The sequence below is a fragment of the Pseudomonas sp. B21-032 genome (genome assembly GCF_024748965.1).
Classification (GTDB): Bacteria; Pseudomonadota; Gammaproteobacteria; order Pseudomonadales; family Pseudomonadaceae; genus Aquipseudomonas.
On the sequence record NZ_CP087180.1, the window covers coordinates 2,807,001 to 2,822,705 of the forward strand.

General features: G+C 64.8%; 11 protein-coding genes. All 11 read right to left on the reverse strand.

Annotated elements, in window-relative coordinates:
• Positions 1-8 precede the first annotated feature (8 nt).
• Positions 9-2,396 (reverse strand): DUF3772 domain-containing protein, encoded by a 2,388-nt coding sequence (locus tag LOY54_RS12755; protein ID WP_258610594.1) that lies wholly within the window; start codon positions 2,394-2,396, stop codon positions 9-11.
• A 147-nt stretch (positions 2,397-2,543) separates the two neighbouring features.
• Complete coding sequence (locus tag LOY54_RS12760) at positions 2,544-3,011, reverse strand: SRPBCC family protein (protein ID WP_093383132.1); 468 nt, start codon at positions 3,009-3,011, stop codon at positions 2,544-2,546.
• 19 nt (positions 3,012-3,030) lie between these two features.
• Positions 3,031-6,498, reverse strand: a complete 3,468-nt coding sequence (locus tag LOY54_RS12765) for an amino acid adenylation domain-containing protein (RefSeq protein ID WP_258610595.1) — start codon at positions 6,496-6,498, stop codon at positions 3,031-3,033.
• A 20-nt stretch (positions 6,499-6,518) separates the two neighbouring features.
• Entirely contained in the window at positions 6,519-7,448 is a 930-nt protein-coding gene (locus LOY54_RS12770; protein WP_045198880.1) for a diiron oxygenase, read from the reverse strand.
• A 17-nt stretch (positions 7,449-7,465) separates the two neighbouring features.
• Entirely contained in the window at positions 7,466-7,813 is a 348-nt protein-coding gene (locus tag LOY54_RS12775) for a DUF4437 domain-containing protein (RefSeq protein WP_045198882.1), read from the reverse strand.
• Positions 7,810-8,586 carry a DUF3050 domain-containing protein gene (locus LOY54_RS12780; protein ID WP_045198884.1) on the reverse strand — a complete coding sequence of 259 codons (777 nt, stop codon included), beginning with the start codon at positions 8,584-8,586 and terminating at the stop codon, positions 7,810-7,812. The genes LOY54_RS12775 and LOY54_RS12780 overlap by 4 nt, the downstream gene beginning before the upstream one ends.
• Positions 8,587-8,956: 370 nt before the next feature.
• The gene (locus tag LOY54_RS12785) at positions 8,957-10,471 is read right to left on the reverse strand and encodes a DHA2 family efflux MFS transporter permease subunit (RefSeq protein WP_045198886.1); all 1,515 of its coding nucleotides are present in this window, start codon (positions 10,469-10,471) and stop codon (positions 8,957-8,959) included.
• A complete protein-coding gene (locus tag LOY54_RS12790; protein WP_258610596.1) occupies positions 10,461-11,615 on the reverse strand; it encodes an HlyD family secretion protein in 1,155 nt (384 codons plus the stop codon). Before LOY54_RS12790 ends, LOY54_RS12785 begins: the two co-directional genes overlap by 11 nt.
• Positions 11,612-13,105, reverse strand: a complete 1,494-nt coding sequence (locus tag LOY54_RS12795) for an efflux transporter outer membrane subunit (protein WP_258610597.1) — start codon at positions 13,103-13,105, stop codon at positions 11,612-11,614. The genes LOY54_RS12790 and LOY54_RS12795 overlap by 4 nt, the downstream gene beginning before the upstream one ends.
• A 143-nt stretch (positions 13,106-13,248) precedes the next feature.
• Positions 13,249-13,983, reverse strand: a complete 735-nt coding sequence (locus LOY54_RS12800; protein WP_045198892.1) for a helix-turn-helix transcriptional regulator — start codon at positions 13,981-13,983, stop codon at positions 13,249-13,251.
• A gap of 10 nt (positions 13,984-13,993) precedes the next feature.
• Complete coding sequence (leuA, locus tag LOY54_RS12805; RefSeq protein WP_258610598.1) at positions 13,994-15,691, reverse strand: 2-isopropylmalate synthase; 1,698 nt, start codon at positions 15,689-15,691, stop codon at positions 13,994-13,996.
• Between the last annotated feature and the right edge of the window lie 14 nt (positions 15,692-15,705).

Sequence of the window (15,705 nt, forward strand, 5' to 3'; positions counted from 1 at the left end):
GGCAATGTTCAGCTTGCCGGCGCGGCCGGCTTGGCCAGTTCGATACCCGCCGCGCCCAGGCGCTTGAGGATCTCGAACAGCAGGTCGCTCTTGGTGGTGCCGACAATCCGCGGGCTGCTGACGTAACCGGTCACGGTCAGGGTGATGCCGTCGGCCGTGAGCTTGCTGAAGCGCACGAACGGCGCCGGTTTGTCGAGGATGGTTTCGTGCTCGCAGTAGGTATCGTAAAGCAAGGTCTGCACCTGCTCGGGGTCGATATCCAGCGGGAACACCAGCTCCAGGCTAGCCACGCCCTGGGCGCTGCCACCGAGGGTGACGTTGCGCAGGTTCTGCGAGATCAGTTGCGAGTTGGGCACGATGACGATCGAGCGGTCGCTGAGCTGGATCTCGGTGGCGCGCACATTGATGCGGCGGATATCACCCTCGACCCCGCTGATGCTGATCAGGTCGCCGACCTTGACCGGGCGCTCGGTGAGCAGGATCAGCCCGGAGACGAAGTTCTTGACGATTTCCTGCAGGCCGAAGCCGATACCCACCGACAGCGCACTGACGATCCAGGCCAGGTTGGTCCACTTCACCCCTAGCGACGACAGGGTCAGGAGGATCACCAGGGCATAGCCGATGTTGGCGAACAGAGTGCTGAGCGAGGCGCACATGCCCGGGTCCATGTCGGTCTTGGGCAGGAACTCGTTGTCCAGCCAGCGGCGCAGCGTGCGGATCAGGTAGATGCCCAGCACCAGGGCCAGCACGGCATTGAACAGGTGCCCGGGGATGATGTTGAACTGGCGCAAGCCGGCGCCGCCCAGGAACGCGACGATGTTGCTGATCAACTGCCCCAGGGTGGTGCCGATGCCGCCAACGAACAGGGTGATTACCGCCAGCAGCAACAGCGCGGCACGGCCGAAGCCGGAGACCAGGGTCTCGATCTGGTCCAGGCGCCGGTCGCCGATGCCCAGCAGTTCCTTGAGCGCCTTGCCGCTGGCCTGACGCGGTGAGAAGACATATTCGCAGCTGTCCTTGAACACCTGGATGAGCACATAGAAGCCGGCCAGCAGGATGAACACCCAGACCACCTCGTAGGTCACAAAGCGCGCCAGCGACACGTAGCCGGTCAGCAGGGCAATCACGGAGATGACCATGGCCATGCTGGCGATGCTGTAGATCAGCCCGGCCATGGTCGAGGCGGCTTCCGGTGCATCGCCGGCGGCGGCCATGACCCGGCGCGCGCGGCTGGTGCGCACCAGCAGGGCGATGATCAGGGCGCTGATCACCAGCGCGGCGATTCCCCGCCCGGCGATCACCAGCTGGCTGCTCATGCCGGCGGCGTTGGAGATCTGCACCAGGGCCACCAATACCAGCAAGGTACTGGCCAGCCAGCGGGCGAAGGGCTGCAAGGCCAGCGCCACCGGGTCGGCGATGTCCGGCAGCCGCCAGGACGGATGCGAGGTCGACAGCAGTGCGCGGCTCAAGCCGGTGATCAGCACGCAGGTATAGGCAAGCTTTTCGAACTCTTCAGAAAACGTCGCCAGCATCGACGGCAACGGCAGGTGGTGGGTGCAGGCGTAAAACAGCAGCTCCAGGGCTACCCCGGTGGCCAGCAGGGTGGCCATTACCGAGGCCAGAGCCAGCGAGCTGCGGCGCAGGCGGCCTTCAGGCACGCGGTTCATGCATAACCAGGCCAGCCAGCGCTCCAGCAGCCGGCGGCCGAGGGTCCAGGCCAGTATGGCAAGCAGCACCAACAGCAGGGTGGCGAAGCGCTGGCCGGGCTGCCAGACCGCGTTGGCGGTATCGTTGACCTCGTCGAAGAACGCCTGCAAGCGCTGGCGGTCGTCTGCCGAAGGGGTGAGCACCGGCGACCAGAATGCCGGGTTGAGCAAGCTGTGGGTGCTCAGGGTCAGCTCGCTTTCGAGCATGGTGCGGCGAATAGCGGAAATCTGCGTCAGCAGGTTGCTGGCGTTTTCCTTGAGCGCCGCCAGGGCTTTGAGGGTGGTGTCGAGGCTGTTTTTTTGCTCGGTAAGCGCCGTGCGTTGCGCGGCGATGTCCGAGGTGCCCGGCACCAGGGCTTCGACCGGCGCCGGGCCAAGCACTTCCAGTTGCGCGCGCAACTGCGCCTGTTCGGGCAACAGCGCCGCGCTCAGCCGGTCGATATCGACGATCAGCGCCTGCAAGCGGTCTTGCGGGCCTTCGAGCTGGTTGTAGTTGTTGGCCTGGGAAATCTGCTGCTTGAGGCTGTCCAGGCGCAGTTGCAGGGCTTGCAGGTCTTGCTGGGTGACCTTGACCACAGGCGCGGCAGCACTGGCGGGTGCTGGCGCAGGGGGTTGTGCGGCCTGCCCGGGAGGGCTGGACAGCAACAGGGTGAGGGCAATGAAGCCGATGATCTGCAAAGCACTGCGCATGGTTATGCCCGGTTCGGTTATTGATCTCCCAGCTTATGAGGGTAGGACATCGGCGGGCATTTGCCCGGCTGCGCTTGTGCGTTGTGTAGTGAACCGCGAGGCAAAGCCCGCGCCTACCGGGCGGTGGGCGCGGGCTTGCGCTGCGGCTTAAGCGAACATCTGCTTGACGTTGTTCATGGCGCCATCGGCAAAGCCCTGGAGGAACGCCTGGAACGCCGGCAGGTCTTGCGCGCCGCCGGTCTGCGGCTCGCCAATGATGGTCCAGGTGGCCAGTGACTGATTGGCGCCCTGGGCCTTGACCTCCATGCGCGCCCAGAGGTTGCCGATGTTCAGCGAGGTGTAGATCAACGACCAGGTCATGACCATCTGCTGGTCATCATGGCTATTGAGTTGCTCCATCACCACGTTGCCATCCTTGAACAGCTTCTTGCGCACCGAGCGCACGCCGCTGCCGGTCATTTCAATGTGCGACAGCGCCGGGATAAACACCGGAAAACCGGCGAAGTTGCCGACGATGTTCCACACGCTGCGAGCGTCGGCATTGACGGCCACCGTGGCAACCACGGGCTCGCCAACAGGGTTTTTGATCAGGGTATCGGGTTCCAGATGTGACATGTCGAGCTCCTTTGACGGGTTAGATGAAGTCGATTTCTTTGAGGAATTCACAACCCCGGCGCAGCAGGGTCGGGCTTTTGGCGGGGTACTCCTCGCCCATGTTGTCGATGCCGTGGCGGGCATTGCCGTGCTCGATCATCGAGATGTCGCCGATGTCTTCCTCAAAACCGTTGAGGTAGAAACCGACTACACCGAACAGGGCGTTGTCGCTGCCGATGGTCGACAGCCGCTGCTGCCAGCGGCTGACCGGCACCAGCTGGAAGTCGTGGCCCATGTGGCGGAACGCCTCGACGTAGTTGTCCCAGCTCAGCGGCGTCGGGTTGTGCAGGTTGAACACCGCGCGGTTGATGGTGTGGCGGCTGGCATGAAAACCGATGAAGCGCGCGAGGAAATCCACCGGCATCAGGTCGAAGTTCAGCGACAGTTGCGGCACTTCCTTCAGTTGCAGCGAGCCCTTGAGCATCAGCATCAGGCGGTTCTGGTGCGGTTGGCAGACGCCGGTGCGGGTATTGAAGGCAATGTTCCCGGGGCGATAGATATTGACTCGCACGCCACGCTCGCAGGCGTTCCAGAGAATCCGCTCGCCGACCCACTTGGACAGGTTGTAGCCATTGCGGATGTAGATCGGCGGCGTCGCCGCGGGCGGGGTTTCCAGCACCCGGCCCTGGGCATCGATGCTGCTGGAGGCCGACAGGGTGGAGATGAAGTTGAAGATCTTCTTGCTGCGCCCCTCGCACAGTTTCAGGCATTCAAGCAGCGGCGCCACGTTGTCCTTGATCAGCGACTCGTAGTCGAGCACGTGGTTGACGTTGGCCGCGTTGTAGATCAGCGCGCCGTAGTCGCGGTCCAGGTGTTCGTACTCTTCGGCGCTCAGGCCCAGCAGCGGCTGGCTGATGTCGGCGGCCAGCACCCGCACACGGCTCATGTCCAGGTGTTCGAGGCGGTTGTCGACCAGGGCCTGGGCAAAACGCTGCTGCGCCGATTGCCCGGGGGATGCGCGAACCAGGCAGGCGACTTCGCTGGAGCCCAGTTCGAGCAGAGCCTCGACCAGGTGCACACCAAGAAAGCCATTGGCGCCGGTGACGATGACCTTGTGCACGTCACCCTGGCGGCTGAGCGGCAGCACCTCAAGGTCGACACTGAGGTTGGCGTCGGCCAGGGCCCGGGCGCTGACCACCGCATCGCCGGCGTCGTCCTGCTCGAGCAGGCGCGCCAAGTTGGTCAGGGTTGGCTGCTCGATGAAGCGGTTGATCGACACGCCCTTGGCGAAGGTCTCGCGAATGTCCATGAGCATGCGCGAGAGCAGGATCGAATGGCCGCCGAGGTTGAAGAAGCTCTCGTCCAGGCCGATGTCGTCGGCGTCGATTTCCAGCAGCTTGGCCCAGATCGCCAGCAGGCTTTGCGTGGCTGCGCTCAGCGGCTGGGCGCGCACCTGGCGCTGACGGCTGTCGTCGGGCATCAGGCGCAGGGCCTTGCGATCGATTTTGCCATTGGTGGTCGCGGGCAGGGTCTCGAGCAGGCGCCAGCGGGCAGGGCGCATGTAGTCCGGCAGGTGCTGCTGGGCATGGGCCTTCAAGGCTTCGGTGGCGCTGTGCGCATCACCGTTGCGCGGTTCGGCGAAGAACGCCAGGATGCGCCGCTGCTCATCGATTACCACGGCCTGCTGGCCGAACAGGTTGCTGCTGCGCAGCACGTGCTCGATCTCTTCGGGCTCGACCCGAAAGCCGCGGATCTTCACCTGATTGTCCAGGCGGCCGATGATTTCCACGCCGGCGCGGCCCCAGCGCGCCAGGTCGCCGGTGCGGTACAGGCGCTCGCCGTGCAGGCCGCCGCTGCCGTTCAGGTAGCGCTCGGCGCTGGCGGCGGGGTTGTGCAGGTAGCCGGCACCGACGCCGGGCCCGGCGATGTAGATCTCGCCGCTCTGGCCTTCGGACACCGGCAGGCCTTGCTCGTCGAGCAGGTACAGGCGGGTATTGGCGATCGGCAGGCCGAGCAGGCGGTTCGAGTCGCCGGCGCGCATCACCCGGCTGGTGGCCAGCACCGTGGTTTCGGTGGGGCCGTAGATGTTGTGCAGGTGGCAGTGCTCGGCCAGGGCGTCGATCACGTGCGGCTCGCACACATCGCCGCCGGTGATCAGGTGAGTCATGCCGCGCAGGCTGTGCAGCGGCAGGATGCTCAACAGCGCCGGTGGCAAAAAGGCATGGCTGACTTCGGCCTGGACCACCAGTTGCGCCAGGGCCAGCGGGTCGCGGCGCTGGTCCTCGTTGGGCACCACCAGGCAACCGCCTTCGAGCAGGGTCGGGAAGATGTCCAGCAGCGAAGCATCGAAGTTGATGGTCGAGAACTGCAAGGCGCGGGTCTTGGGCCCGACCTCGACATGCTCGGCGTACCAGGCACAGAAGTGGCTGAGGTTGGCAACGGTCAACTGCACGCCTTTCGGCGTTCCGGTGGTGCCCGAGGTGTAGATCGCCACGCACGGCCGCGCACCTTCCCAGGTGCCGCGCAGCAGCGACTGATGCTGGGCCAGGGCAATGCCCTGGTGGCCATCGGCGCCTTGGTGCACGGCGCTCAGGTGGCTGACATCCAGGCCGATGCAGCCGGCGGGGATGGCCAGGTTATCGTCGTGGATGACGATCCGCGCCCGGGCATGTTCGACGATCAGCGCCCGGCGTTCGGCAGGATGGCTGGGGTCCAGCGGCAGGTACAGGGCGCCGCAGCCGAGCACAGCAAGGATCGAGGCGTAGAGGGCCACGCCCTTGCCCAGGGCGATGGCCACCACCGGCTGCTGCCGGTCTTCACCCAGCAGCGGCACCAGGCGCTCCTGGATCGCCACGCTCAGGGCATGCAGCTCGCCATAGCTGACGCTGCGGCCTTCGACCAGCAAGGCCGGGGCGTCATGGTGCTGGCGCAGGCTGGCGGCCAGGCGCTGGATGAACGGCACGCTGGCCGCCTCGCTAATGGCCGGTGCTGCCGTGCGGTTACAGCGGTGGGCGAAGGCCAGGGTGTCGAGCACGCCCAGCCCGGCGCTGGGCACCTGGCCCAGGGCCTGGAAGCGGTACTGGCTGAAGTAGTCGTCATGGCGCGAGTAGCCGCTGACATGCGCCGCTGCCGCCTCGACCAGTTCCTGCACGGCCCTGTTCACCAGGTCGGCGCCGTTGCCCGAGGCCTCTGCAGGTACATCCTGGCGTTCCAGGCATTGCCAGGGCTGGCTGCCCTGGCGGCCCAGCAGGTGCAGTTGCAGGTCTTGCAGCGGGTCGCTGAGGTCGCTGCCGCTGACCTGCAACGAGACTTGCCAGGTGTTGCCCGTTTCCGGCCACGGCGCCAGGGTCGCGTCGTCGATGACCAGGTCCGAGGCGTGGAGTTGCCAGTGATCGTAACTGGCCGGCGTGTCGAGCAAATGGGCACCATGGCCCATTCGCCGCAACTCGTCCGCCAGGCAGGCCAGCCCGCGGCTGCTCCCGCACAGCAGAATTTCAAGACGTCTCATCGGCATTGATTCCTTTGATGTCAGATCAGGTAGGCGGCCAGGGAAGACTGCACGGCCGGATCTTCGAGCATTGCGCTGGCGCGGAAAAACCGCATGATGTTGCCCACCAGGGGATGCCCCGGGGTGATCGGGAAGTCCATGGCTTCAACTTCCAGGCGCAGCGCTGCCTTGACCTGCTCACTGGTGTCCAGGTGGGCAATCAGCGCCAGGTCGAAGGCTTTCTGGATGTCGTTGGTCAGGTAGTGGCTGAGGAACACCGGCATGATCGAAGCGAGGATCTGCCGGTCTTCAGCCGGCGCCGCACTCCAGTAGATGCGCGTCAGCCGCGCCCAGAAGCTCGAATGCCGCCCTTCGTCGGCCAGGTGGTCAGCCATCAGGCCCTTGACCGATTCCTTGACCGTGTCGTCGCGGGCGAAGGCGGCGACATCATTGGTCAGGGTGTTCTCGGCAACCGCCACGCATATCAGCTCGACCGCCGCTTTCAGGTGTTCGGGGGCCATCTCCATGGCTTTGGGGATCGAGCGGCTGAGCTCGATTTCCCGCGGCAGGGCGATGGGCTCGATACCGGTCAGCTCGATGGTCTGCTGCAGGTAGTCCATGGCCACCAGGGCGTGGTAGTCCTCATCCACCACCACGGTCATGGCGTCGTAGCGGCAGGCAAACGGAAAGCGGATCGCAAAGCTGTCCTTGGCAATGCTGCGTGCGGTTTTGTCGACAATCTCGGTTTCGAAGATCACCACGTCATTAATGAACTTGTAGAGACTTTGCACCAGGGCAAAGTCTGTCAAGTGCGGGCACTGTTCCATAAAGACGGCGCTGGTCACCAGGGGTTGACGGCTGGTCGGGTAAATCAACTTGCCGTCATCTTCCACAGTGCGCCGCGGACGCGTGCGAATGGTCGCTCGCCGCTCCCAGGAGTCGGCGAAAGACTGATACTCATGTGCGTTCATTTAACCTTGCCCACCGTTCAATAGTAATGAACTTCAAATAACAGGCAGCCCTGCTCCGAATGAAACGGACCATGTTCCGTGTGCGCCGCGCGAAAGAAGTAACTGCCTTGCCCGTAGGTCTTTTGTGCACGCCCCGGCGCGGCCTGTTCGGTTTGATCACCTTCGATCAGATACACTTCTTCGTGGTAATCATGGGTATAGATTTCACGCGTGCCGCCGCCGGGGTTAAAGCGCACCAGGCGTGTGCGGATACCGGTACGGGTGTTGGCATCGAGGGTGTCCTTGAACACCGTGAGGGTGATGCCGCGCTCGCTGCTGACCGCTTGCCAGGTCGCCTGGTCGTGCTCGATGACTTCGAACTTCATGCGACACACTCGGCGATCTGCACGGCCATTTCGGCGCGCAGTTCGTCCCACAGCACGCGGCGGCTTTCGACTGCGGCAATGGCGGCGGCGTAGACTTCCTGCTGGCGCTGCGGGTCGCCCTGGACCAGGCGATCGAGCAGTTTTTCGGCGGCCGGGCCATGGTCGTCGGAGTCGACGTCGATATGGCGCTGCAGGTAGTAGCGGAAAGTCGGAGCCTGGTCGGTACCGATGTCCCAGTCATCGAGAATGGTCTGGAACATCCGTGGGATCACGCTTTCACGCCCGTGCAGAAAGGCTGCGGCAACTTCATGAGGCTTGGCGTTGATGGCGGTGTCGAGGGTGTTGCTGACAAACCGCACCGCTGCCGGCGAGGCATGGCAGTGCTGCAGGGCTTCGTCAAGCTCGACGCCGCCGCGCAGCAGACGGACAAAATGCTCGATACGGTCGGTGCTCGCGCCGATCTCGCGCATGGCGTGCAGGTACAGTTCGAAGTGGCTGTAGTGGCCGCCTTGCAGGTTCTGGTCGGACTCTTCACCGAGGACGATTTCGTTGATCAGGTGGGCGGCGGCGGGGTCCAGCGGTGGTAGCCACGGCAGGCGGGTGCAGGTCAGTTCCTGCTGCAGGCGCTTGGTCAGCGACATGAAGTCCCAGACCGCAAAAACATGGGTCTCCATGAACGTGCGCAATACCTGCAAAGAACCGATTTCAGCGAAGATCGGGTGGTTGCCAAGTTCGGTTTTGTTGTGTTCAAGAACGGCTTTTTGATTGTGCATGTTTTCCTCGGTTATCAGGTTTTTTGTCGGGATATAAAACAGCGTTATCGTTTTTAGGGCAGCCGCACAGGTGGCCAGAAACTGGCCTGTTGGCGCGTTTGCGTCATGCAGTGGCCGGAACCGTTATGGCGCCAGGCAACGGAAAGCTAAGACATAAGAAGTTACAAATCAAGACTTCGCAAGCATAAAATTTAGGGGCGGATTAATAACTTGCAGGCACGCGAAAAAGGCAACTTCATTACTGAAGTTGCCAAGCGGCAAGAGGCTGTTAATAGCGTTTTTTATCGCTATTTAATTAGATTTAGCGCATGCCATACCACTGAACTCCCTGTTCGCTAATACCGTTATAACTATTAATTACATGTAAACTTCAGGCCGCCCGCTGGGTGCGCAGCACCAGCGCTGCTACTGCGCAGCCAATCAGGGCCAGGCAGGCGACATAAAACGCATCGCTGTAGGCCATCAGGTACGCCTCGCGGCGTATGGTTGCAGCCAGACCCTCCAGTATCTGCTGCTGTTGCGGCAGCCAGGTGTGCACCGCCTGGTTGAGGCGCTCCTGCAAACCTGGCGAAAACACCGTGACATGTTCGTGAATACGCTCGCTGTGGTAGCGCTCGCGGGTGGCGACGATCTGCGTCAGCCCGGCGGTGCCGATGGCGCCACCGAGGTTGCGCAGCATGGAAAACACCGCCGATGCCGAGCCCGCTTCGCGCTTGTCCAGGCCCGCCACCGCCAGCACCGACAGCGCCACCATGATGAACGGCTGGCCGATGCCGCGAACCACGGTGGAGGGGATGATGACGTTGTCGGCGCTGTCGACGTTGAGGCTGGCGCCCAGCCAGCAACCCAGGGCCATGATCAGAAAGCCGCTGGCAACCATGAACTTGGCGCTGGTCCAGGCCATCAACCGCGGCATCAGCGGCGCCAGCAGCAATTGCACCAGGCCATAGGCGATCAGGCTGACGCCGACATCGCGGGCGCTGAAACCCTGCAACTGCGAGAGGTAGTTGGGCACCAGGAACACCAGGCCGAAGGTGGCGCCGCCAAAGATGAACATGGCCACGCTGGCCACGCCAAAGTTGTAGCGCCCGAGCAGGCGCAGGTTGATGAAGGCGCGGCTGCCGTACAGCTGGGTGACCACAAACACCACCAGGGCGATGCCGGCGGCCACCGACATGCCGAGGATGTAGCCCGAGCCGAACCAGTCCAGGCGCCCACCTTCCTCGAGCACGATCTGCAGGCCGCCCAGGCCCACGACCATGGCGAAGATCCCCAGCCAGTCGCCGCGGCGCAGTAACTCAAGCTTCATCGGCTTGGCCTCGATCGACCAGGCGATGGCAATCAATAGCGCCACCCCGGGGAACAGCTGCAGGTAGAAAATCCAGCGCCAGGAATAGGCATCGGTCAACCAGCCGCCAATCGACGGCCCCGCGGCCTGGGCGACACTGTTGGCGAGGCTGAACAGGGCCATGCCCATGGCCATCTTGCTGGCCGGCAGTTCGGTGATGATCAGCTGGAACGACAGCGGGATCAGCACCGCGCCGGCGGCGCCCTGGATCACCCGGATGATGATCATCGCCTCAAGGTTGGGTGCCCAGGAGCAGGCGATCGAGGCCAGCAGGAAGATGAACGAGCCGGTCCACATCACCCGGCGCATGGAGAACACTTCGACCAGCCAGGCCGTGAGCGGAATCATGACGATCTCCGCCACCAGGTAGGCGGTGGAGATCCACGAGCCTTCCTCGAAACTGGCGCCCAGCGAACCGCGGATTTCCGGCAGCGCAGCGCTGGTGACGTGGACGTTCATGCCGGCCATGAAACAGCCGAACAAGCCGCCGATCACGGCCACCCAGGCCCGCAACGAGACCGGCTGTTCACTGCTCATCGGCAGGCTCCCCACGGGTGTCGACGGTGGTCACCACCGACATCCCCGGCAGCACCTGCACGCCTCCCTCGGCCGGGTCGAGCAGGATGCGCACGGGAAAACGCTGGACGATCTTGGTGAAGTTGCCGGTGGCGTTGTCCGAGGGCAGCAGGGCAAAGACGTTGCCCGAAGCCGGCGAGAAGCTGGCCACCCGGCCGCGCAGGTGCTGGCTTGAGAAACTGTCGATGCTGATTTCCACCGGCTGCCCCGGGCGCATGTGGGCCAGCTGGGTTTCTTTGTAGTTGGCGACCACGTAGGTCTGGTGCAGCGGCACCACCGCCAGCAGCGGCTGGCCGGGCACCACGTATTGCCCGGCGCGCACCCGGCGCTGGCCGACCACGCCATCGATAGGGGCGCGGATCACCGTGTCCTGGGTGTCCTGGTCGGCCAGGGCGTGGCGGGCCTTGGCGCTGGCCAGGGCTGCCGAACGTTGTTTGATCTGCGCCTCGGCCAGCAGTGCCTGGGCCTTGGCCATTGCCAGTTGCGACTGCTGCTCGCGCTGGCGGGCCTGGGCGCTCTGCAAGGCGGCGCGGGCCTGGATGGCATTGGCGTTGGCCGATTCCAGGCGCTGCACGGTGGCGGCGTTGTCGCGCACCAGGCCCTGGTAGCGCTGCATGTCCAGTTCGCTGCGGCGTCGCTCGGCCTCGGCGCTGTGCACGGCCGATTCGGCCTGGAGGATGGCTTGCTGCTGCTGGTTGATGCGCTCCACTGCCACCTGCTGGCTGGCCTGGGCGGCGGTCAGCGCCGCCTGGGCCTCGGCCACCCCGGCTTCGGCCTGGTCGCGGCGGGCCTGGTAGTCGCGGTTTTGCAGGCGTACCAGCACGTCGCCAGCTTTTACCGCCTGGTCGTCATCGACTTCAACCTGGGCGACATAGCCGGCCACGCGCGGGCTCAAGGCCACCCAGTCGGCGCGCACGTAGGCGTCATCGGTGGTCTCCAGAAAGCGCCCGGTGCTAAACCAGTAGCCGCCGAACACCAGCACCGCCACCACGCTCAGGCCGCCTGTGGCGTACAGCGCCAGGCGCCGCCGGGTGAGGGTGGGCAAAGGGGCTTTGCGCTGCTGCTCATCGGCAGCCAGCGGTGGTTTTTCAACGGCAATATTCATGGTTGGATTCCAGTGTCGGTAGGTGCGCTCTGCACCAGGGTCGCGGCTGCGGCCGGTGGCGTTTGCCAGCTGCCGCCCAGGGCCCGGAACAGATTGATTTGTGCCCGCGCCAGGCGTCCCTGGGCCTCGACGTGGCGAGCGCGGACGCTGATCAGGTCGCGCTCGCTGTCGAGTACCTCGAGGGCATCGACGGTGCCGGCGCGGTAGTTGTCCTGGGCCAGGGCAAAGCCGCGCTGGCTGTGCGCCAGGGCCGCATCCAGGGCTTGTGCCCGCTGGCGTTCGCCGTCGTAGCCGGCCAGGGCCTGGCGCACATCCTTGAGCGCGCCCAGGGCCACGCCGCGGTAATGGGCGATCTGCGCTTGCTGCAGGGCCCGGGCCTTGCTGACCCGGGCGCGGTTGGCCTTGATGTTGGGGAACTCCCAGCTGATCAGCGGGCCGACGGCGAACATCACCGCCTGGCTGTCACCGAGGTTGGACAGGTGATGGTCCGAGGACGTCAGCGAGGCGCCGAAGCTGACCTTCGGGTACAGGTCGGCCTTGACGATGTCGACTTCAAGGTCGGCGGCGCGCAGGTCGCGCTCGGCCTTGCGCACATCCGGGCGGCGGGCCAGCAGTTGCCAGCCATCGCCGCCAGGCAACGCTGCTTTCAGGGTCGGGATGCTTCGGCAGCTGGCGGCACCGGCGCTGATTGCCGCAGGCGGCTGGCCACTGAGCACGCTGAGTTCGAACAGCGCCATTTGCCGCCGCGCTTCAAGCATCGGCAGTTGCGCGCGGACCTGCTCGCGCAGCCCGCGCAGGCGCACCGCATCGAGTTCGGTGGCGATCCCGGCCTGGCGCTGGCGGTCACTGAGCTGCACGCTGCGCTCCAGGGTCTGCAGGGATTGTTCGGTTTCCTGCAGGCGCGCGCCGTAAACGCACTGGTCGATGTAAGCGCGGCTGGTCTGGGTCACCACCTGCAAACGCACCAGCTCCATAGCCTCGCGGGAGGCGTCGGCCTGGGCCCGGGCGCGCTCGATGGCAGCCCGCACCTGGCCCCAGATATCGACCTGATAGGCCAGCTCGATGCCCGGGTTGAATTCCCATTGCGACGGCGCATGGCTGTCGGTGGCCTGGGCCAGGGTCTGGTCGTCGGCACTTTTGCCGTAGCTGGCACCGAACTCGACGCTGGTCGAGGGCCAGCGTCTGGCGTCGTACTCGCCGATACCGGCGAGCATGGCCTGCACGTTGGCCTCGGCCTGGGCCAGGTCCTGGTTATGCGCCAGGGCTTGCTGGACCCAGGTGTTGAGCTGCGGGTCCTGGTACAGCTCCCACCAGCGCTCGGGCAAGGCCTGCTGGCTGACGCCGGCGGGCAGGCTGGCCAGTGGATCGGCTTGCAGTGCCAATGGCGCCGGGGTCGTTACGGATTGGCCGCTGCAAGCGCAGAGCACAGTCAGGAGGCTGGTGGCGGCGAGAAGCCGGGCGGGGAACGGCGGGGATCGAAGTGCACGCATCACGAAAGTCACATCTAGGGTCGTGATGCCAGATTAACGAGGGGAGGGCAGCGCTTCTGCCGCGAGCGGGACAACCATGGCCGTGACCGGGACAACCTGGCCCGGCAACGAGGAGGGCGTGGCCGCCATCCTCGCTGCGGGTCTCAGTGGCTGCGCGTGGCGCTGCCTTCCAGGGCGCTGACCTGCCAGTCGCGTGGGGTGTAGCCGAGGATGCGCTTGAACATCGCGGCAAAGGCGCTGGCACTCTGGTAGCCGTGTTCGAGCGCCACATGCAGGATCGGCATGCCACCGGCCAGGCGCTGCTGGCTGAGAATCATGCGCGTGCGGGTGCGCCATTCACCGTAGGACATCCCCACCTCGCGCTGGAACAATCGCGCCACGGTGCGCGCACTCATGTTCAACTGCGCGCCGCATTGCTCCAGGGTGAGGTCTTGCGCAGGGTCTTCGAGAAAGCGCTCGCACCAGGCCCGCAGGCGTGGATGCTGCGGCACCGGCACATGCGCCTCGATGCGTTCAGCCGCCTCCAGCTCGCGGTGAATCAGCGCGCGCACATGCTCGCCCAACGACTCGTCGCGCTGCTCCTGCATGCGTGATGAGGCCAGGATCAGCTCGCGCAGCAGCCCCGAGACCACGATCACCTGACAGCGGTCGACGTGGGCGCTGAGCAACAAGGTGCGCATGCTCACTTCGCCGCTCATGCGCACCTCGTGGCTGACCCCTGCCGGCACCCAGAGGGCGTGCCCGCAGGGGATCACCCAGTTGCCTTCGTCGCTGCACACGCGCATGACCCCGCTGGTAGCGTAGATCAACTGGTCCTCGGCATGGCAGTGGCTGCCCACGACCTCGCCATGTTCATAGTCCATCGCTAATGGTTCCATGCCTTTCTCCTCAGGCAGAAACGCTGGCGGCGTGCAGGGGTTTGAGCAAGCCCTGGCGGGTGGCCCGCGACACGGCACCGACCACGGCCTTGAGCGATGCCTGGAGGATGCTGTTGTCTTTGCCGACGCCGAACAGCAGCTGGCTGTTGACGCGGATTTCGACATAGGCGATGGCTTCGGCCTGGGCACCGTCACGAATGGCGTGCTCGTGATAGTCGGCGATATCGAAGTTCAGGCCCTGCTGGGCGAAGGCATTGACCAGCGCCGCCAACGGCCCGTTGCCTTCGCCGGTGAGCGCCAGGCGCGCGCCGGCGATGTCCAGCTGGGCATCGAGGTAGGTGCAGCTGTCTTCGCTGGCAAGCCGAGGTTGCTGCAGGGTGTAGGGCTTGCCTTGCTCAAGGTAGTTGTCGGTGAAGCACGACAGGATCATGTCGCTGGTGATCTCCTGGCCGGCCTCGTCGGCCACTTGTTGCACCAGGCCACTGAACTCCATCTGCAGGCGCCGCGGCAGGACAATGCCGTGTTGCTCGAGCAGGTAGGCGACGCCGCCTTTGCCGGACTGGCTGTTGACCCGGATCACTGCCTCGTAGCTGCGGCCCATGTCGGCCGGATCGATCGGCAGGTAAGGGATCTGCCAGTAGCCCTCGGGGTGGTTGCGCCGGTGGGCGAAGCCTTTCTTGATGGCGTCCTGGTGCGAGCCGGAAAACGCCGTGAACACCAGTTCGCCGGCATACGGGTGGCGCGGGTGGGTCGGCAACTGGTTGCAGAACTCGACTTCGCGCTGCACGTGGATGATGTCCGAGAAGTCCAGCTGCGGGCTGATACCGCTGGTGTAGAGGTTCATTGCCAGGGTCAGGATATCGACGTTGCCGGTGCGCTCACCGTTGCCGAACAAGGTGCCCTCGACCCGCTCGGCGCCCGCCAGGCAGGCCTGCTCGGCGGTCGACACGCCGGTACCGCGGTCGTTGTGCGGGTGCACGCTGATGACCACGCTGTCGCGGCAGCTCAAGTGGCGGCAGAACCACTCGATCTGGTCGGCGAAGACGTTGGCGGTCGAGACCTCGACGGTGGTCGGCAGGTTGAGGATCATCTTGTTGCTTGGCGAGGGCTGGAACACCTCGGTCACCGCCTCGCAGATCTCCAGGGCGAAATCCAGCTCGGTAAAGCAGAAGGTCTCGGGCGAGTACTGGTAGGTCCACTGGGTGTGCGGGTTGGCCTGCATGTGGGCCTTGATCTCGCGGGTGGCCTGGGTGGCGATCTCGATGCAGCCGGCGCGGTCGACCCCGAACACCACCTCGCGAAACACCGGTGCGGTGGCGTTGTAGACGTGGACAATCGCCCGGGGCACGCCCTTGAGGGCTTCGAAGGTACGCTCGATCAGGTGGCTGCGGGCCTGGGTCATCACCTGGATGGTAACGTCGTCAGGGATCGCGCCGCTCTCGACCAGCTCGCGCACGTAATCGAAGTCGGTTTGCGACGCCGCCGGGAAACCCACCTCGATCTGCTTGAAGCCGACCTTGACCAGCAGGTCGAAGAAGCGCCGCTTGCGCTCGGCGTTCATCGGTTCGATCAGCGCCTGGTTACCGTCGCGCATGTCCACACTGCACCAGGTCGGGGCGACCTGCTGGACCCGGTTCGGCCACTGGCGGTCCGGCAGGTCGACGGTGGTGAAGTGACGGTACTTGGTAGAAGGATCCTTCAACATCATGGCGGCGTTCTCCT